Below are 17,942 nucleotides of genomic sequence, written 5' to 3' on the forward strand. Positions count from 1 at the left end.
CACGCGAATGCACAAGCATGTCGAATGGGATGATCCCGGCGCCGACAGCGTACAACGCTATTTTGCCGACAAGCCTGACGAGTACCCCACCGCCCACATCGGCAGCATCATTGCCGGCCGCTATCACGGATACTCGGTCAGGGTAAAAGTGGAAGCTCGGGTCGATGACGATACCGCGAGCATTGGCGACGTGGTGGCACTTATCTCGGTCAGAACCGGGGAGCGCACTCAGTCCATCGGTGACCTGTCGGTCGGTGATACGGTACGCCTGGGCGACGACCACCGCTCGCTGGCGCCGCGAGTCGGCAGCTAAGACCCCGACGGCTATCGTCGACAAGATGAAAAGCCTGCCACTATCACGCCCCACCAACGCCTGCTAAACGCACCCCCTCTAGTCAGGCATACGTTTGTATCGCAAAGTTGGCATGTGAGACCGGGCCATCGCCCGGTCAGTCCGACTGACAAGTCTGACATGTCGACGGATGCCCCATGAGCAGCGACAACATCTGGACCCACAAAGGCACCTTCCTGCTGGCCGCGGTTGGCTCAGCAGTGGGGCTTGGCAACCTCTGGCGCTTCCCTTATCTGGTGGGCGAGCATGGCGGTGGTGCCTTCCTGTTGGTGTACGCGCTGTGTGTGTTTGCCATCGGCGTGCCGATTCTGATCGCCGAGATCATGCTGGGCCGCAACAGCCGACGCTGCCCGATCATGGGCATGCGCTTCCTGACACGCTGTCACAAGACCTCGAGGGCCTGGGAAATCATCGGTTGGCTGGGGGGTGTCTCGGCACTACTGATCCTCAGCTTCTACTCCGTCATCAGTGGCTGGGCGATCCACTATCTGGGAGAGATGCTGACGGGCTCGCTACGAGGTGCCGACGCAGCCACCCTCGCCAGTGACTTTGCCAGCCTGATCAGCTCACCGGTCAAGCTGACGCTCTATCACACGCTATTCCTGGTGATCTGCGCGTACATCGTGGCGCGCGGCGTCCACCGAGGCCTCGAAAGCGGCCTGCGCCTGCTGATGCCTACCTTGCTGGTGATCCTGCTGGTCGTGCTGTTCTATGCAGCGGCCGCAGGCGACATGCTCGCTGCCAGCGACTTCCTGCTATCGTTCTCGCTCTCCGATCTGAGCCTGGAAGGCTGGTTGGTTGCCCTGGGCCAGTCCTTCTTCACCCTGAGCCTCGGCATGGGGGCGATCATGGCCTACGGCGCCTATATGCCAAGCGAGACGTCGTTGACCCTCACGGCCTTTACCGTGGCCCTGATCGACACCCTGGTCGCCATTCTGGCGGGGCTGGCCATCTTCGCGCTGGTCTTCGGAGCAGGCCTGTCTCCCGATGAAGGCCCTGGACTCATGTTCGTGTCGCTGCCGCTAGCCTTCACGGCCATGCCTTCCGGCGCGCTGATCGGCGCCATCTTCTTCGTGCTGGTGCTGGGGGCTGCCGTCAGCTCTGCCATATCGCTGATCGAGCCGGTAGCGGCATATCTGGTAGAACGCTTTTCGCTGAGCCGGGTGACGGCGGTCCTGGTCGTCGTGGGGGTTGCCTGGGCGCTGGGACTGGCGACCGTCGCCAGCTTCAATCTTTGGGCCGAACAGAGCCCCTTCCATGATCTTTTCGGTCGCAGCGCCTTCGAGGTGCTGGAACTGACAACGCATATCACGCTGCCCTTCTGCGGCCTGCTGATTGCGCTCTTTGCCGGTTGGTCACTGACCCAGACCGAATCCATGAAAGAGATGCACACGCGCGCTGGCTGGCTCAGCCTGTGGCGCTTTCTGGTGCGCTTCATCGCGCCCACCGGGGTGGCCTTCGTGTTCCTCCGTGCTCTGCCTTACGTCGAGGGCTACTGGCTACCGGCCATCGTCGCGATCGTCACGGTAGGCGCCTTTGCCGCCTACCGCACGCTGGGCGAGCACGAGGGACATCACGGCGGTTGATCGCCGCCTGGGCGGCGCCCATCACGACAATAACGACAACGAACACAGCAGGTATCAGGATGTCAGCCATCATCGATGTGCGTCACGTTAACAAGGCCTTCGGCGGCCTGCGGGTCATCAACGACTGCTCCATTCAGGTCGAAGAAGGCTCGGTCACGGGCCTGATCGGCCCCAATGGCGCCGGCAAGTCGACGCTGTTCAATATCATTGCCGGCGCGCTGCCGCTGGACTCGGGGCAGATCCTGTTAAGCGGTGAAGACATCACCAATCGGCCTGCCAACGAACTGTTCCACAAGGGGCTCTTGCGCACCTTCCAGATCGCTCACGAGTTTTCCCAGCTGACAGCGCTGGAGAACCTGATGATGGTTCCGCCCGCACAGCCCGGCGAATCTCTGGCCAAGGCCTGGTTCGCGCCGCGCGCGGTGCGCGAGCATGAGGCCGAGATCAAGCGTCGGGCTCAGGAAGTCATCGAGTTCATCGGGCTCAATCACGTGCGCAACGAGCTGGCGGGCAACCTGTCTGGCGGCCAGAAGAAACTGCTGGAACTGGGCCGCACCATGATGACCGACGCCCGCGTGGTGCTGCTCGATGAGATCGCCGCCGGGGTCAACCGAACGTTGCTGGGCGACCTGATCGGCAATATCGAACGCATGAACCGTGAGTTCGGCTACACCTTCCTGGTCATCGAACACGACATGGACATGATTGCCCGACTTTGCGACCCGGTCATCGTACTGGCCCAGGGCTCGGTGATGGTGGAAGGGTCGATCGAAGAGATTCAGAACAATCCGGAGGTCATCGAGGCCTACTTCGGTGCAGGCGCGGCCTGACCTCCTCCTCCTTGCGCGCAAGGGGGGCAATAACAACGACCGAGGCGCACTGAGCGCCCAATGCAGAGAACAGGACTATGCCTCTACTCGACGCACGCCAGGTGCACGGTGGCTACGGCGGGATGAACATCCTCAACGGGGTGGACATGACCATCGAAGCCGATGAAATCGGCGTCATCGTCGGCCCCAACGGCGCCGGAAAATCCACCATGCTCAAGGCCATTTTCGGCCAGCTCAACGTGACTCAGGGCGATATTCTGCTGCGCGGAGAACCTATCCACAACCTGCCGACCAATCGTCTGGTGGAGCTGGGCATGGGCTTTGTACCTCAGGAACACAACGTCTTCCCGAGCCTTACGGTCAAGGAAAACCTCGAAATGGGCGCGTTTCTCAAGCCCGGCAATATCAAGCGCATGCTGGCCAAGGCCTATGAGTTCTTCCCCCCGCTCTATGACAAGCGACACCAGCCCGCCGGCGAGCTGTCAGGAGGACAGCGCCAGATGGTCGCCATGGGCCGGGCGCTGATGGCGGAACCCGAACTGCTGCTGCTGGACGAACCCACGGCAGGCCTCTCGCCCAAGTACATGTACGAAATCTTCGACAGGGTAAAGGAGGTCAACGCGGCAGGCGTCGGCATCCTGATGGTGGAACAGAACGCCAAACAGGCGCTTGCCATCGCCGACAAGGGCTTCGTGCTGGCCGCCGGCCAGAATCGCTTCACCGACTCGGGACAGGCCTTGCTGGCCGATCCCGACGTGGCCAAGAGCTTCCTCGGCGGCTGACGCCAGACACCAGTGCGGAGATATCGCCTTGAACGAATTCGTGTTCTTCATCAACAACGTGCTGATCGCCGGCAGCGTCACCGGGTCGATCTACGCCATTGGCGCGGTTGGGGTGACGCTGGTCTTCAGCATCATGCGCTTTGCCCACTTCGCCCACGCCGACATGATGACCTTCGGTGCCTTCATGGTGCTGCTGCTGGCAACGCTGTTCCCCAATGCTGGCGCGGCACTGGGGGTGCCGACGGCCATCGTCATGCTGCCGCTTGCCATGGTCTTGACCGCGGCCCTGGCGGTCGGCATCGACAAGGCCTTTTACAAGCCGCTGCGCGCCCATGGCGTCAAACCCATCGTCATGGTCATTGGCTCCCTGGGCGTGACGCTGATGCTGCAGGGGCTGATTCGCCTGTTTTCCGGCACCGGCGGACAGAGCCTCTACGTCGATGACCGCAAGGAAATTTTCCGCCTGGCCCTGCCGATAGAAGGCGTGCGAGTGCCGGTGGTGATCACCGAACCCCAGATCTACCTGTTTGTGCTGACCCTGGTCGCGGTCATTGGCCTGCAGCTGTTTCTGTCGCGTACTCGCCTGGGCAAGGCCATGCGCGCGATGTCAGACAACCCCGACCTGGCCCGCGCCTCTGGCATCAATACCAACACCATCGTGGCCGTGACCTGGGTCATCGCCGGTGGTCTGGCGGCCATCGCCGGCACGCTTTTGTCGATGGACGTCACCTTCAAGCCTGATCTGAGTTTCCATCTGCTGCTGCCCATCTTTGCCGCAGCCATCGTCGGCGGCGTGGGCCACCCCTTCGGCGCGATCGCAGGCGGTTTCGTGGTGGGGTTCGCCGAAACCCTGGCGGTATTCAACTGGAACGTGCTGCTCAGACCCTTCCGCGACAGCCTTCCCGAGTGGCTGGAGTTGCCGAACAACCTGGCCTTCGTCGGCACTGAATACAAGATCGTGGTGCCCTTCTTCATCCTCGTTGCCATCCTGGTATGGCGTCCTACCGGCATCTTCAAGGGCAAGGTGATCTGATGACGACCAACGACTTTCATCATCGTGATGACACCAATAGCGCGCCCCAGAGCCGCTTTCCGGTACGCGAGCTCAGCCTGCTGGTGGTGCTGGCCATTGCCGTGAGCGCGGTGTTCATGGTCATGGGCTCCGCTTACTCGACACGCATGCTGGTCGAGGCCAGCTGCTATGCCATCCTGGCCCTGGGGCTGACCATTCAGTGGGGCTACGCGGGCCAGTTCAACGCTGGCGTGATGGGTTTCGTGGCTCTTGGCGGCTTCTGCGCAATGACCTTCAGCGTGCCGGTCAATCCCGCCTTCTGGGACAGCTCCCTGCCGGGAGAACTGGCGCGAGTACTGGCCTATGTGGTCGCTGGCATTGCCCTGGTGTTCGGCCTGTCGCGCCTGACCCGACTGGGCTTGCCCTCCTGGCTCAGGACCGTGATCACCCTGGTGGTCGGTGTGGTCGTCTACATGGTGGTCATCAGCGAATTCCGCGAGGTCACCGACGCCATCGAGAGCCAGATGGGCTTTGTCGGCGGACTGGGCCTGCCGGTCTGGGTCGGCTGGATCGTCGGCGGCGCGCTGGCCGGTGGGGTGGGCTATTTCATTGGCCACGTCTGCCTCGGCCTGCGCAGTGACTACCTGGCCATCGCGACGCTAGGGATCGCCGAGATCATCAAGGCATTTTTGAAGAACTCCGACTGGCTGACCCGAGGCACCGCCACTGTGTCGCCGCTGCCCTGGCCGGTGCCTGCCCCAGGCGAGGTCGGCTTCACCCTGGCCAGGGCGATGTACCTGTCGGTCACCGCGGTGATGATCCTGGCCATCTTCTTTCTACTCAACCGCGCCTACAACGCGCCCTGGGGCCGCATGATCCGCGCCATCCGGGACAACGAGGTATCGTCTGCGGCCATGGGCAAGGACATCAACCGCCGCCGCCTCGAGATCTTCGTGCTCGGCTGTGTGCTGATGGGTATCGGGGGGGCGGCGCTGGGCAGCTTCAACAGCATCTTTGACCCCAACGGCTACCTGCCGCTCAACCATACCTTCCTGGTGCTGGTCATGGTCATTCTTGGTGGGCCGGGCAACAACCTGGGAACGCTGTTTGGGGCGGTGGCGGTCTACATCATCTGGATCATGTCGGAGCCGCTGGCGCTCTACGTGATGGAGCTTGCCGCGCATTTCGGTCAGGCCAGCTTCGGCTGGGAGGTCCCCAGTAGCCTCGAAAGTCGCGCCCTGCAGGCACGAGTGTTCGTCATCGGGCTGCTTATCACCATCGTGCTGCGGGTGGCCCCGAAAGGCCTGCTGCCCGAGAAGGTCAAGCACCACGACTGATAGCGCCACGACGACAGCTTGGCGTTACAGCACCTGACATGGGCGGCCTGCGGGCCGCCCTTGTCGTGTTATCTGTTTCGCTGGCAGGTGACGGTCCCTGAAGGAGGAGGCTCCCACCACACTGCTACAGGAGACCATGCAGGCCCAGGAGGCTAACGCCCCATAATGATAAAGCCCCCAACCAGATGGCCGGGGGCTTTCCTTAAGCGCCTCAGTTGCGAGCATTGGCGCGGTCATAGGGCGGAGGCGACCGCCCGGATGCAGCGTCGTCCGTCGACGACTCGCCTTACTTTACGTCAAGGCGGCTACTGAACAAAGCCCTTGCCGGTGAAAGTGCCGTTTTCCACGGTCATTTCCTGGACCACGCCTGGCACGTCACCGTTATCGTCAAAGTCCTGGGTGCCAGAAGCACCTTCATAGTTGATCTCGGTGCCGGCGGCGATCAGCTCCACCGCTTTCTCCCACTCACCCGGCAGAATGACTTCGCCCGGGGGCGACGACACGCTGCGCAGCGCGGCCGATACGCCCTCGCGCTCGGCGCTGCCATTCTGCTGAATCGCAAGTCCCAGCAGGAAGGCGGCATCATAGGCCTGGGCGGCGAATACGGCGGTGGGGTCAATGCCGGCGTTGTTGGCCAATTCGGTGAAGATTTCGGTGCCAGGCAGGTCAGGACTTCCTGGCCGCGTCGCGATCATGCCGTCGAGCACGTCGGCACCGATGGCTTCGACCAGGCTGTCGCCCACCATGCCGTCGGCCCCGACGTACTGTGTGAACATGCCACTCTCGTAGGCCTGACGCACCACGGTCTGGCCTGAAGTATCGGCGTAGGCCAGCACGACCAGAGTCTGTGCACCTGTCGCCGACAGCGTGCCCAGTTCGCTGCGATAGTCTGCCCGGTTGTCCTCATGGGCGAGGTTTTCCAGCACGCTGCCGCCGCCGTCCTCGAAGGCCGAGCTGAAGGCGTCGGACAAGCCGCGTCCGTAGTCGTTGTTGACGTAGGTGACCGCTACTTCCTCGATTCCCTTGTCGAGCAGCAGCTTGGCCAGCATTTCTCCCTGGAAGGCATCGGACGGCACGGTGCGGAACACCAGGTCGTTGTCGTCCAGGTCGGTGACTGCTGGCGCCGTGGAGGCCGGCGACACCATGGTCACCCCGCCGGGGATACCGGCATTATTGGCCGCAGCAATCGTCGCCCCGGTGCACAGAGCACCGACAATGGCGGTCACCTGTTCGGTGTTGACCATGCGGTCCGCTGCGTTGGAGGCGGCCGATGCATCACCACAGGTGGTATCACCGGTCGGCATGACCACTTCCTGGCCATCGAGGATGCCGCCCTGGTTGTTGATGTGGTCCACGGCGAGCTGGGCGCCGTCATAGATGGGGGGCGTCAGACTCTCGATACCGCCGGTGAAACCACCGAGAAATCCGATCTTGACCTCTGCGTGGGCCATGGAACCGACCGCCAGGGTGGTAGCGGCCACCGCGGTCGCCAGTACGCGCTTTTTCATGATTGTTGGTCTCGCTCTGGTTGTCCTGAGATGAAGCTGGAAGCGCAGCGACATGGATTGCACGCCTGGCCCCAGAGTCTTCATACCTCCAATCTGGAAGGAAGGCATTAAAAACTCAAGTCTGCCTTGCCAACGCTGTGGATGGATGACGACCCAGCCAGCGTCACCACACTGGCATCTTGGCGATCACTTCTATACTCATGAGTCGTGCGCCCTAGGCTCGACAGGCACCAAGCACGCACTGAGCCGTGTTTCACCAGGCGCGCTATTCCGACCACAAGGAGTCCGTCATGCCTCGAATTTCCCGTCTCACCCCACCCTTGATCAGCGTTTCCATGCTCCTGGCGGCGACGTCAGTTGTCGCGGGGGAAAACGTTGACTATCAGGTCGACGGAGAGTCCTTTCAGGGGTACTTCGCCCCCGCCAGCCCTGACTCGTCCAGCGCCAAGGGCAGCGTGCTGATCATCCACGACTGGGATGGCCTGACCGACTATGAGAAGCGCCGCGCCGACATGCTGGCCGAGGACGGCTATGACGCCTTCGCCATCGACCTTTACGGCAAGGGCAACCGTCCCGCCGAGATCGACGCCCGCAAGGCCGAGATGGCAGCGCTGTATGACGACCGCGAGCGCATGCGGGGCCTGACCCTGGCGGGGCTGGCCAAGGCGCGGGACGAAGGTGCGGCAACCGATACCGTGGTCATGGGCTACTGCTTCGGTGGTGCCGTGGTGCTTGAGATGGCCCGCGCCAATCCCGATGACGCCATTCACGGATTTGCCAGCTTCCATGGCGGCCTCGACACCCCCGAGGGCCAGGACTACTCCGCCGACACCCCGCCGCTGCTGATCGCCCATGGCGGCGCCGATGCCTCCATCAGCATGGATCAGGTGGCCGCCCTATCACAGGAACTGGAAGCCGCCGGCGCCCCTTACGAGATTCAGGTGTATTCCGGTGCCCCCCATGCCTTCACCGTATTCGACAGCGAGCGTTACCAGCAGCGGGCTGATGAGGCATCCTGGGCCGCCTTCCACGACCTGCTCTCGCGGACATTGAGCAATGGCCAAGGCAACAACGAAGGGTAAGGCGCACAGGGTAAGGTTCAGCAGCGAAGCATGGGGCAGCCCAATTCACGTCGCCGAGCGCTTGGGGTCCCAGGGATGAAAACGCGGCAGACGTTTTTTCGATAGAATCCGCATCCATCATGTCGATCGCCTGATAGGAACGGCCCAACGAGACTATCTTGCTAGGCCGTTCCGGGCGCCGATGCTCGATTCACCTTGAGGAGGCAGGCGGGTGTCGCCTCCCCCTTCCCTGGAGACGTTTCATGTCCCACACCAGCAGCTCCCCCGGCCTCTGGCGGCGCATTCCGCTGTGGCAGAAGATCCTTGTTGGTCTCGCCCTGGGCGTCCTCGTCGGCACCCTGATGGGCGAAAGTGCCAGCGTGTTCAAGCCCATCGGCGATATCTTCATCAGCGCCATCAAGATGCTGATCGTGCCGCTGGTGTTCTCCACCCTGGTGGTCGGGATCACCGCCATGCGTGATCCCCAGAAGATGGGACGCATTGGCGCCCGGACCATTGGCCTGTATCTGCTGACGACGGCCTTCGCCATCGCCATCGGCCTGGCTGCCTCCTGGCTGTTCGAGCCTGGGGTCGGCCTGGACATGTCCTTCGAGGCGAATCCTGAAGCGGCCAAGGAAGCGCCCAGCCTGATCCAGATTCTGGTCGGTCTGGTGCCCCAGAATCCCGTTGACGCCCTGGCCAGCGGCAATATTCTGCAGATCATCGTATTTGCCATCGGCCTCGGTGTGTCGCTGACCCTGATAGGGGAAAAAGGCGAGCCGGTGGTCAAGGTGTTCGAAAGCTTCGCCGAGGCCATGGTCAAGCTGACCAGCCTGGTGATGGCGCTGGCGCCCTTCGGCGTGTTCGGCCTGATCGCCCACGTCGCCGGCAGCTACGGCGCTGAGGTCCTGCTGCCGCTGGTCAAGGTGATCGGCGTGGCTTACCTTGCCAGCGTGGTCCATGTGCTGGTGGTCTACTCGGGACTGCTGTCGCTGCTGGGCCGTCTCAACCCGATGCGCTATCTGCAGGGCATACTCGACGCCCTGGTGGTGGCCTATTCCTCGGCGTCTTCTTCCGGCACGCTGCCGGTGTCGCTGCGCTGTGCGACCAAGAACCTGGGGGTCTCGGAGGGGGTTGCCGGCTTCGTACTGCCGGTGGGCGCGACCATCAACATGGACGGTACCGCCATCTATCAAGGGGTGGTCGCGGTGTTCATCGCTCAGCTGATCGGCGTGGACTTGAGCCTGGCAGACTACGGCATGATCATCGTCACCGGCACCCTGGCCTCCATTGGCACCGCCGGCGTGCCTGGCGCTGGCCTGGTCATGCTGTCCATCGTCATGGCCCAGATCGGCCTGCCCCTAGAGGCTCTGGCAGTGGTGGCAGGCGTCGACCGAATCCTCGACATGGCTCGTACCAGCGTCAATGTGGCGGGGGACCTGATGGTCACCACCCTGGTCGGCAAGAGCGAAGGCGAGCTCGACGAGGACGTCTACAACGCCGCCAACAAGACCTGAGCGTCGCCATAACCTGCTACGCTGACAGTAACCACACAGCGGCAGGACAGGGACGATGCAGCTCACTCGACTATCCGGCAGTCGGCTCGAGATCGGGCGAGAACATGGCCGTCAGCATCGCGAGGCGATCCTCGCCAGTATCGATGTGTATGATCGCCTGTTCCACGATCTTGCAGGACTGAGATGGCATGAAGCCCGGCGCGATGCCGAGCGCTTCATGCCGATGATCGAGTCACGCTTTCCCGCGATCCTCGAGGAAATGGATGGCATTGCCCAGGGGATCGGGGGAGAGCTGACAGATATCCTGACCCTCAACTGTCGCAGCGAGATTTCGCTGACCCGTGCCAGCGGCGGCTGTTCGGCCTTCAGCCTGGCCCGGGGGGGACATCAATGGCTGGCCCAGAACTGGGACTGGCGCGCTGACCAACTCGACCACCTGGTCGTGCTGGATGTTCAGGCGCCGGGGGTACCTGCCTTCATCAGCATTGGTGAAGCTGGCATGGTCGCCAAGATCGGTCTCAACACTCAGGGCATCGGCGTCGGCCTCAATGCCATTCGCTCAGCCACCTGTGGCGAGGGACTGCCCATCCACCTGGCGCTGCGCAAGATGCTCGAGAGCGAAGACTTCGACAATGCCCTGGCCGTGGCCCAGGACGGCGTCTGCGCCCCGGCTCACCTGCTGCTGGCCGACGGCGATGGTCGCGCCCTGGGGCTTGAAGTTCATCCGGGCCCGCCGGGGCAGCTGTCTCCTCGCCGCGGTGCCATCACCCACACCAATCACCTGGTCAGCGATGCCGCGACCCACTGGGTCGAGGACTTTCCCAAGCCCGACTCCTGGTCCCGCTTGACCCGCCTTGATCAGCAGATCGAGCACCTGGTAGCAGCGCAGCCGTCTGCCGATGACGATGCGACAGGGCTCGATCCCGATCGTCTGTTTGACCTGCTGGGCGACCACTCCCCGGGGGAAGAAAGCCTGTGTCGCCACTTCGACCCCAGCGTGCCCGAGGCCGAGCGAATGGAAACCCTGTTCAGCGTGGTCATGGACCTGACCGACAAGGTGCTGTGGCTTCGTCATGGCAAGCCATGTCAGCCGCTGGCGTCCATGCAGTTGGCACCCCGTTCGCACTGAGCCACTGCGATACTGCGCCGGGCAGACACTTCACGAAACAGATACCTCACTTACCAGAAGCCCCCTTGCCAAGCTCACCCTTCAGATACTGTTCGGTGGTCAGCAGAAACAGTCGCCGAAACAGCTCGTGAATGGCCTCTTCGCGGCGCATGGCGGCGAGCTCTGGATCGGTGTCTGCGTTCGCCATCTCCTTGGGGTACTCCCAGGCCATACGCATGGAGCCGGAGCTGACATCGAAGATTTCCAGCGTCGGATTGGCGCCGTGAAGTGCAGTCTTGATGCGATAGGACATGACGACCTCCTGCAGACGGACAACTCAAAACAATGAGAATCATTACCGTTTGCAATATAGTCGTGTTCTCAAAGACTGTCAAGAAAGCCCTGATCTCCGTCCTGCCCACCGCCAGCAGTGAGCCATCACAACCCCTGCGCTGCTGATGGCCCCGCCATCCAAAGTCAACGCCATCCAAGGACAACGTCATCCAGCGCCGCCATCCTGGATCTCTCCCCGGCTCTGCCATCGCCCACTCCAGCTGTGCTGAACCCGCTGCCAGCTAACAGGCAAGGGAGATAGGCTTGTGCAAGGGAATGAGCATTGATATCTTATGCGAAGAATTATCATTTACAACGAATGAGATGATGAAACACCCTTTGAGACCCAGTACCACGCCCAGCCCCGCCCGGGAGTCTGCCGCCACGTCACGTCAGGTGACCGTGACCGACGACTGTGTCTCGGCTGAACGCCTGCTTGGTGCTGATGGTCGGTTGTTTATCGTTCTGGACGGGCGCCACTACCAGCTCACCAGGACACGTAACAACAAGTTGATCCTGACCTTGTAACGACCGAAGCCGCCAAGGCGGCGTAATACCGTTCACACATCGACTCACCCATTTCTCTATCCGCTATCTGCCAGCCAGGGCCATCGCCCAAGCCAGCAAACTGACCAGGAAAGCCCATGAAACTTGTCTCGACGGGCGCTGGCTGGCTCCCCGTGCTCTTGCTGGCACCTACGCTTGCCCTCGCCGACAGCGCCGACGCGCCCACGCCGACCCGATCACCGCTATCGGCTCAGCCTCTCGTTTCCCCAACGAGTGGCAACGGGGAGGATCACCCTGCCTTCGATCCCATGGTAGTCACCGGTACGCGCCTGCCTGGCGACGTCCATCGGGCGCCGATGATCATTGACGTGATCGAGCGCGATGACCCGGCACTGTCGACGGCAACCCGCTGGGAAGACGTCATTGCACAGCAGCCGGGCGTTCATGTTGCCGGGAGCGGCCGCCGCAACGGCCAGTTCCTGACCATGCGAGGCTTCGATGAAAACGGCGTTCAGATCCGGCTGGATGGGGTGCGCCAGGACATCGATACCGGCCATATTGGCAACGTCTTTCTCGATCCCGGGCTGATCCAGCAGGTACAGATTGCCCGTGGCTCTCTGTCCAGCCTGTATGGGGGCAACGCCATGGGGGGTGTGGTCAGCGTCACCACCGTCGACGCCGAGGACCTGCTCGCACCAGGGGAGGACAGCGGCGCTCGGCTGTCGGTCTCCGGCGCCACGGCCTCCCATGAGCTGGGCTCTCAGCTAACCCTGTTTGGACGGCAGGGTAGTGGTACAGGAGCGCGTCAGGGGCTGGTAGCCATCGGCTATTCCGACGCTGGCGACATTCGCCGTGCCGGCGGCCAGCAGGCAGAAGAAGATGCCGACTTGACCAGCCTGTTGGCCAAGGGCAGTTGGCAGTTTGCCGACCACCAGGAGCTGTCCGCCAGCTGGCAGCATTACGACGAGGACAGCCGCCAGCCATCGAATCCGCAGGTCATCGATCCTGACCCCAGCAATCCACTGATCGACCGTGAGGTCACCAGTGACAACGCCCAGCTGGCCCACCGCTGGACACCCAGCGAGACAAGCTTCCTCGAAACACGCCTCAGCCTCAGCCGCCAGGACATCGATGACGAAAGTGATCGTACCCTTGAGCGCTATGGCATCCAGAGCGATGGCGTGCACCACCTGAGCCATGGATGGCTCGATCAAACCCTGGCCTTTGGCATCGAGTTCGAGCGCGCCGAACAGGACCCGTCAGGCGGTGCGACGGGCTTCCCCGATGCCGATATCGATACGTCGTCGGTCTATCTCGACGATACCTTGACGGTCGGACGCTATGTGCACGACGGCGGCATAGGACAGTTCGATCTGGGCCTGGGCCTGCGCTACGACAGCTATGACGCCGAGGATAATGCTGGCCGAGATAGCGACGAAGACGAGCTTTCCCCCAAGGTTCGTCTGTCCTGGCGCCCGACCGACGCCTGGGTGATCTATACCGGCTATGCCGAGGCCTTCCGCGCCCCGACACTCAATGAGCTGTATGCCAACGATCGCCACTTCGCGGGCTTTTGCGGTGGTCCTTTCTTCTGCGTACCCGACAATTTCTGGATTCCCAATCCCGACCTGGACCCTGAGACCAGCGATACCTGGGAGACCGGCTTTGGCTGGCAGCAGGGAGACTGGTCGGTGCGCGGTAGCTATTTCGATATCAAGGCCGACGACTTCATCGATACCAGCGTCGACCTGTTCGCCGGGACTACCCAGGCCGTCAACGTCTCCCGCGCGCACCTGTGGGGCTACGACCTGAGACTGGGCTATCAGCCCAGCGCCCTGCCGCCCCTGGACACCTTTGTGTCGGTATCACGCGTTTCGGGCAAGGACCGTGATAGCGGCGAAGACCTGGAGCGCCAGACGCCGCTGGAGGCCACCCTCGGCGCCGACTGGCACTTTTCCGATGCTGACCTGACGGTCGGCTGGCGAGGCCGCTTTGCCCGTGACTTCGATGACACCGGAGACGGCAGTCGCCTGCCTGGCTATGGGCTCAACGACCTGCAGCTGGCCTGGCAGCCAAGTCACGCGATATCGACCTCGCTGCGTCTGGCCAACGTCGCCGACCAGCAGTGGTATCGCCCCGACGGCAGTCTCGGCGACGGCCGCAGCCTGCTCGCCAATATCAGCTATCAGTGGTAGGAGATGCGCCATGAGTGATGATCAACGCAACGCCATTCTCGATGCCTTCCGCGCACTGCGAGAGACCAACCCACGCACCCCGGCGATCAGTATGGCGGAGTGTATCGGCGTCAGCGAAGGCGCCCTGCAAGCCTCGCGTCTGGGCGAGGACGTCATGACCCTGCCCTACGCTGCGACCACCGTCGCCGGAATGCTGCACACCCTGGGCCCGGTCAAGGCGTTGACCCGCTCCCGTCTCGCGGTACTGGAACAGACCGGCGAGTACCCCCGCTTGCAGGGCGGCCCCCATGCGGGACTGCTGTTGGCGCCGCGTGGCCTCGACCTGCGCTTGATCTTCTCCCGCTGGCACTGGGCCTGCCTGATTCGTGATGAACTGCCGGAGGGTGAGCGCTGGAGCCTGCAGGTATTCGACCAATCCGGCCACGCCGTGCACAAGGCCTTCTCGGTCAGCGAACGTCATCTCTCGCGCTGGCAGGAGATATGGGAAGAAGGCACCAGCGACGCTCCCTGCTTCGTCGACGAAGCGACACCCAGCGCGAGCGAGATCCCGGCGGCCGCGCGCGAGGGCCTCAAGCAGGACTGGGGCAGCATGACCGATGTGCACCAGTTCTTTGCCTTGTTGCGTCGTCACCACCTCAGCCGCCTTGATGCCAACCGCCTGATGGAAGGGGAATTTACCCAGGCGCTGCCAACATCCAGCGTCGCTAGCCTGCTCGACCTGGCAGCGGCTGAAGCGCTGCCGCTCATGCTGTTCGTCAGTAGCCGTGGCTGTGTGCAGATTCGCACCGGGGATATTGTGCCCCCCCAACGCATGCGAGGCTGGCTGAACCTGTTCATGGATGACGCCACCCTGCACCTGAACGACACCTGCATCGACCAGGTCTGGACGGTGCACAAGCCCAACCGGGACGGCGGTGTGACGAGTCTCGAAGCCTTTGACCAGCACGGTGAGCTGGCCCTGCAGATCTACGCCGAGCGCCGTGAAGGTGAGCCCGAATCTCGCCTGTGGCGCACCCTGCTCGATCGACTTATCCATCACCAGGCCGCCTGAAGGAGCGCATCATGTTGACGCTTGTCCTGCCCCGGCGATTCTGCACCCTGCTAAGCGCAGCCCTGGTGTGTTGGCTTGGCGCCTTCAGCCAGGCCAAGGCGGAGGCCCCCGCCACCTTGGTGCTGGGAGGTGATGTGGCGGAAATCGTGGCGGCGCTGGGTGCCGGGGCGTCGATCATCGCTCGGGACGACACTGTCAGCTACCCACCCGCCCTCGCCGACCTGCCATCGGTGGGCTACCTGCGCAGGCTATCGGCGGAGAGCGTGCTCGGTCTTGGCGCCCAGCGCATCATCGCGGCACATGCCGCCGGCCCCGAGCAGGCCCTGGCTCAGCTCGACGCCAGCGGTGTCGAACTGATCCGCGTACCCGGCGAGCAGGGACTTGCCGGTATCGCCCACAAGGTAGACACCATCGCCACGGCGCTGTCCCGGGAGGAGCAGGGTCAACAGCTGACCCAGCAACTCGACAAGGACCTTGAACAACTGGCGGCGCTGCCGCCATTAAGTGGTCTCAAGGTGATGTTTCTACTGCATCACGGCGGCATGACACCCATGGTCGGTGGCCACGATACCCTGGCCCAGACCCTGATCGAGGCGCTCGGCGCCACCAATGCCTTCGCCGCCATGTCCGGCTACAAGCCGGTCTCGGCGGAAGGCATTATCCCTGCCGCGCCGGATGTGGTCATCGTGCCCCAGGCGGGGCTCGATGCGCTGGGCGGCGACGAAGGACTATGGCAACTGCCGGGGCTCGCACAGACACCGGCCGGGCGTCAGCACCACCTCGTCGCCATCGACAGCAGTGCGCTGCTGTCGATGGGGCCGCGCACCCCTGCGGCGCTAGTGCAACTGCACGGCGCGCTTGAGTCACTCACGCCAGACCACCAGCCATGAGATCCATACCCTGGCGTACCGTCACCGGTGGTCATCGCAAGTCAGCGGTGACATCGGCCAGGAGCACCGCTGCCGTCACCCCGGCCCCGGCCGCCAGCGCGCCTCAACCAGGACCCCATAGAAACCCGCACCGGGCCATCACCGGCCTGGCCCTGGCCGTGCTGCTGGCCTTGGTGATCTTCTCCTGTACCGGCCCGCTGGGGCTGTCACTGGACCAGCTGATACCTGCCGTCGACCAGCAGGCCCTGACCATCTGGTGGCAGCTACGGCTACCCCGGCTGCTGCTCGGGCTGGGGGTGGGCATGCTGCTGGCGGGAAGCGGCGCGGCGATGCAGGGCCTGTTTCGCAACCCCTTGGCAGATCCGACGTTGCTCGGCATGGCCAGCGGCGCGGGGCTGGCGGTGTCGCTATGGATCGTGTTGCTGGAGGCTGAAGGCTCGCCCTTTGGCCTCTATGGCCATTGCATCGCGGGCTTTGTCGGTGCCTTCACCGTCGGCCTTCTGGTCTTCGCCATCAGTCAGCGTGGGTTGATGGGCGCGGCCTCCAGCAGTGCCCTGTTCACCCTGCTGCTGGCGGGCCTGGCGATCAACACCCTGGCCGCCGCCGGAGGCGGCGTGCTGGCCTTTATCGCCAACGATGAACAGCTTCGGCAGTTGAGCCTGTGGGGCATGGGCAGTCTGGCCAATGCCTTGTGGCCAGCGGTCATTGGCCTGTGGCTGGTGGCGCCGGTCGTCATCATCATCCTTCTCAGAAGCGCCCGTGATCTGGACCTGTTGCAGCTGGGGGATATCACCGCTCACGCCGCTGGACTCGACAGTTCGCGCCTGCGTCGGCGGGTGGTGGTGGCCACCGCGCTGGGCGTCGGAGCCAGCGTGGCGCTGGCCGGCATCATCGGCTTCATCGGCCTGTTGATCCCCCACTGCCTGCGGCTGTGGCTGGGCCCAGGCCACCGGCTGTTGATTCCGGCCTCGATGCTGGGGGGCGCGCTGCTGCTTATCGTGTCCGACGGACTCGCGCGGGGACTGGCCAATCCGGCCGAAATTCCGGTAGGCCTGCTGACCAGCCTGATCGGCGGCCCTTACTTTCTCTGGCTACTGATCCGGGAGCGCCCCTCATGCTGACACTGCATGCTGCCAGCCTGACCACACCGCCACTGGTGGAACGCCTCAGTGACAGCGTCGCCAGCGGTGACTTTCTGGCCATTCTTGGGCCCAATGGCGCGGGCAAGAGTACCCTGCTGGGGCTGTTAAGCGGTTTTCGCAAGCCTGCCCAGGGCAGCGTGACACTGGATCAGCGCCCGCTAGATGACTGGCACCCCCACGACTTGGCCCAGCGTCGCGCCCTGGTGGCCCAGCAGGAAAGCCCGGTGTTTGCCTGGCGGGTGGATCAGCTGGCCGCCCTTGGCGCCCAATGTGACGAAGATGAGGTCGCGCGATGGCTCGAACGACTCGAGCTGAGCGACCTGGCACAGCGCAATGTGCAGACGCTGTCTGGCGGGGAGCGGCAGAGAGTGATGATTGCCCGCGCCCTGTGCCAGTTGGCGGGCCCCAGTCAGGGCACTCGCTACCTGCTGCTGGATGAACCCACTAGCGCATTGGACATTGGCCAGAGCCAGGCGCTGATGCGCTGCCTGGAGCGGCTGACGCAACAGCAGGACCTGGCAGTGATCTGCGTGCTGCACGACCTCAACCTGGCCAATGCCTACGCCGACCGGGTGTGGCTGATGGACAGGGGCACTCGCATTGCCAGTGGCGCACCGTCGGAGGTGTTGCGGGCAGACGCCCTGTCAGAGCTCTACCACGCCGAGCTGGATGAACTGGACCATAGTGGGGGCCACTGGCTGGCGCTCAAGCACTGACGTTGCACCCGGCAC

Annotated in this window: 17 protein-coding genes; 15 read left to right on the forward strand and 2 right to left on the reverse strand. The window is 63.3% G+C overall.

Annotation, left to right across the window (positions count from 1 at the left end; all coding sequences use genetic code 11):
* The first annotated feature begins 7 nt into the window (after positions 1-7).
* The 6 genes from KUV45_RS00210 (at position 8) to KUV45_RS00235 (ending at position 5,899) form a co-directional block, all read left to right on the forward strand.
* Entirely contained in the window at positions 8-313 is a 306-nt protein-coding gene (locus tag KUV45_RS00210; protein ID WP_206943859.1) for a hypothetical protein, read from the forward strand.
* A 176-nt stretch (positions 314-489) separates the two neighbouring features.
* On the forward strand, positions 490-1,938 hold the full coding sequence (locus KUV45_RS00215) for a sodium-dependent transporter (protein WP_222162465.1): 1,449 nt from the start codon (positions 490-492) through the stop codon (positions 1,936-1,938).
* A 59-nt stretch (positions 1,939-1,997) separates the two neighbouring features.
* Positions 1,998-2,768, forward strand: a complete 771-nt coding sequence (locus tag KUV45_RS00220; RefSeq protein WP_206943857.1) for an ABC transporter ATP-binding protein — start codon at positions 1,998-2,000, stop codon at positions 2,766-2,768.
* Positions 2,769-2,845: 77 nt separating this feature from the next.
* Positions 2,846-3,550 carry an ABC transporter ATP-binding protein gene (locus tag KUV45_RS00225; RefSeq protein WP_206943856.1) on the forward strand — a complete coding sequence of 235 codons (705 nt, stop codon included), beginning with the start codon at positions 2,846-2,848 and terminating at the stop codon, positions 3,548-3,550.
* A gap of 28 nt (positions 3,551-3,578) precedes the next feature.
* Positions 3,579-4,583 (forward strand): branched-chain amino acid ABC transporter permease, encoded by a 1,005-nt coding sequence (locus KUV45_RS00230; protein ID WP_206943855.1) that lies wholly within the window; start codon positions 3,579-3,581, stop codon positions 4,581-4,583.
* A complete protein-coding gene (locus KUV45_RS00235) occupies positions 4,583-5,899 on the forward strand; it encodes a branched-chain amino acid ABC transporter permease (RefSeq protein ID WP_222162464.1) in 1,317 nt (438 codons plus the stop codon). Before KUV45_RS00230 ends, KUV45_RS00235 begins: the two co-directional genes overlap by 1 nt.
* Before the next feature lie 305 nt (positions 5,900-6,204).
* Here KUV45_RS00235 and KUV45_RS00240 read toward each other — a convergent pair whose 3' ends face one another.
* Entirely contained in the window at positions 6,205-7,410 is a 1,206-nt protein-coding gene (locus KUV45_RS00240) for an ABC transporter substrate-binding protein (RefSeq protein ID WP_206943959.1), read from the reverse strand.
* Between the two features lie 287 nt (positions 7,411-7,697).
* On the opposite strand from KUV45_RS00240, the gene KUV45_RS00245 reads away from it, so the two are divergent.
* The 3 genes from KUV45_RS00245 to KUV45_RS00255 all read left to right on the forward strand — a co-directional run bounded on the left by KUV45_RS00245 (position 7,698) and on the right by KUV45_RS00255 (position 11,114).
* Positions 7,698-8,489 carry a dienelactone hydrolase family protein gene (locus KUV45_RS00245; RefSeq protein WP_222162463.1) on the forward strand — a complete coding sequence of 264 codons (792 nt, stop codon included), beginning with the start codon at positions 7,698-7,700 and terminating at the stop codon, positions 8,487-8,489.
* 242 nt (positions 8,490-8,731) lie between these two features.
* Positions 8,732-9,985, forward strand: a complete 1,254-nt coding sequence (locus KUV45_RS00250; RefSeq protein ID WP_206943851.1) for a dicarboxylate/amino acid:cation symporter — start codon at positions 8,732-8,734, stop codon at positions 9,983-9,985.
* 55 nt (positions 9,986-10,040) lie between these two features.
* Entirely contained in the window at positions 10,041-11,114 is a 1,074-nt protein-coding gene (locus tag KUV45_RS00255) for a C45 family peptidase (protein ID WP_222162462.1), read from the forward strand.
* A 46-nt stretch (positions 11,115-11,160) separates the two neighbouring features.
* Here the strand turns inward: KUV45_RS00255 and KUV45_RS00260 are convergent, their stop codons facing one another.
* On the reverse strand, positions 11,161-11,406 hold the full coding sequence (locus KUV45_RS00260) for a hypothetical protein (protein WP_206943848.1): 246 nt from the start codon (positions 11,404-11,406) through the stop codon (positions 11,161-11,163).
* A 347-nt stretch (positions 11,407-11,753) separates the two neighbouring features.
* On the opposite strand from KUV45_RS00260, the gene hemP reads away from it, so the two are divergent.
* From hemP to KUV45_RS00290, 6 genes are all read left to right on the forward strand, one after another.
* Positions 11,754-11,954 (forward strand): hemin uptake protein HemP, encoded by a 201-nt coding sequence (gene hemP, locus KUV45_RS00265; protein ID WP_222162461.1) that lies wholly within the window; start codon positions 11,754-11,756, stop codon positions 11,952-11,954.
* A gap of 116 nt (positions 11,955-12,070) precedes the next feature.
* On the forward strand, positions 12,071-14,128 hold the full coding sequence (locus KUV45_RS00270) for a TonB-dependent receptor domain-containing protein (protein ID WP_224851952.1): 2,058 nt from the start codon (positions 12,071-12,073) through the stop codon (positions 14,126-14,128).
* Positions 14,129-14,138: 10 nt separating this feature from the next.
* Positions 14,139-15,179, forward strand: a complete 1,041-nt coding sequence (locus KUV45_RS00275) for a ChuX/HutX family heme-like substrate-binding protein (protein WP_222162460.1) — start codon at positions 14,139-14,141, stop codon at positions 15,177-15,179.
* Positions 15,180-15,190: 11 nt separating this feature from the next.
* The gene (locus KUV45_RS00280; RefSeq protein ID WP_222162459.1) at positions 15,191-16,069 is read left to right on the forward strand and encodes a hemin ABC transporter substrate-binding protein; all 879 of its coding nucleotides are present in this window, start codon (positions 15,191-15,193) and stop codon (positions 16,067-16,069) included.
* Complete coding sequence (locus tag KUV45_RS00285; RefSeq protein WP_222162458.1) at positions 16,066-17,190, forward strand: iron ABC transporter permease; 1,125 nt, start codon at positions 16,066-16,068, stop codon at positions 17,188-17,190. The genes KUV45_RS00280 and KUV45_RS00285 overlap by 4 nt, the downstream gene beginning before the upstream one ends.
* Entirely contained in the window at positions 17,184-17,927 is a 744-nt protein-coding gene (locus KUV45_RS00290) for an ABC transporter ATP-binding protein (protein WP_222162457.1), read from the forward strand. Before KUV45_RS00285 ends, KUV45_RS00290 begins: the two co-directional genes overlap by 7 nt.
* Positions 17,928-17,942: the final 15 nt, after the last annotated feature.

The sequence above is a fragment of the Halomonas sp. DP3Y7-2 genome, from assembly GCF_019800795.1.
GTDB classification, from domain to species: domain Bacteria; phylum Pseudomonadota; class Gammaproteobacteria; order Pseudomonadales; family Halomonadaceae; genus Halomonas; species Halomonas litopenaei_A.

What these genes read in the sequence shown, in the direction of transcription:
- KUV45_RS00210 (WP_206943859.1), top strand. Translation starts at nt 8, where the DNA reads ATGCACAAGCATGTCGAATGGGATGATCCCGGCGCCGACAGCGTACAA.
- KUV45_RS00215 (WP_222162465.1), top strand. Translation starts at nt 490, where the DNA reads ATGAGCAGCGACAACATCTGGACCCACAAAGGCACCTTCCTGCTGGCC.
- KUV45_RS00220 (WP_206943857.1), top strand. Translation starts at nt 1,998, where the DNA reads ATGTCAGCCATCATCGATGTGCGTCACGTTAACAAGGCCTTCGGCGGC.
- KUV45_RS00225 (WP_206943856.1), top strand. Translation starts at nt 2,846, where the DNA reads ATGCCTCTACTCGACGCACGCCAGGTGCACGGTGGCTACGGCGGGATG.
- KUV45_RS00235 (WP_222162464.1), top strand. Translation starts at nt 4,583, where the DNA reads ATGACGACCAACGACTTTCATCATCGTGATGACACCAATAGCGCGCCC.
- KUV45_RS00245 (WP_222162463.1), top strand. Translation starts at nt 7,698, where the DNA reads ATGCCTCGAATTTCCCGTCTCACCCCACCCTTGATCAGCGTTTCCATG.
- KUV45_RS00250 (WP_206943851.1), top strand. Translation starts at nt 8,732, where the DNA reads ATGTCCCACACCAGCAGCTCCCCCGGCCTCTGGCGGCGCATTCCGCTG.
- KUV45_RS00255 (WP_222162462.1), top strand. Translation starts at nt 10,041, where the DNA reads ATGCAGCTCACTCGACTATCCGGCAGTCGGCTCGAGATCGGGCGAGAA.
- KUV45_RS00260 (WP_206943848.1), bottom strand. Translation starts at nt 11,406, where the DNA reads ATGTCCTATCGCATCAAGACTGCACTTCACGGCGCCAATCCGACGCTG.
- hemP (WP_222162461.1), top strand. Translation starts at nt 11,754, where the DNA reads ATGAAACACCCTTTGAGACCCAGTACCACGCCCAGCCCCGCCCGGGAG.
- KUV45_RS00270 (WP_224851952.1), top strand. Translation starts at nt 12,071, where the DNA reads ATGAAACTTGTCTCGACGGGCGCTGGCTGGCTCCCCGTGCTCTTGCTG.
- KUV45_RS00275 (WP_222162460.1), top strand. Translation starts at nt 14,139, where the DNA reads ATGAGTGATGATCAACGCAACGCCATTCTCGATGCCTTCCGCGCACTG.
- KUV45_RS00280 (WP_222162459.1), top strand. Translation starts at nt 15,191, where the DNA reads ATGTTGACGCTTGTCCTGCCCCGGCGATTCTGCACCCTGCTAAGCGCA.
- KUV45_RS00285 (WP_222162458.1), top strand. Translation starts at nt 16,066, where the DNA reads ATGAGATCCATACCCTGGCGTACCGTCACCGGTGGTCATCGCAAGTCA.
- KUV45_RS00290 (WP_222162457.1), top strand. Translation starts at nt 17,184, where the DNA reads ATGCTGACACTGCATGCTGCCAGCCTGACCACACCGCCACTGGTGGAA.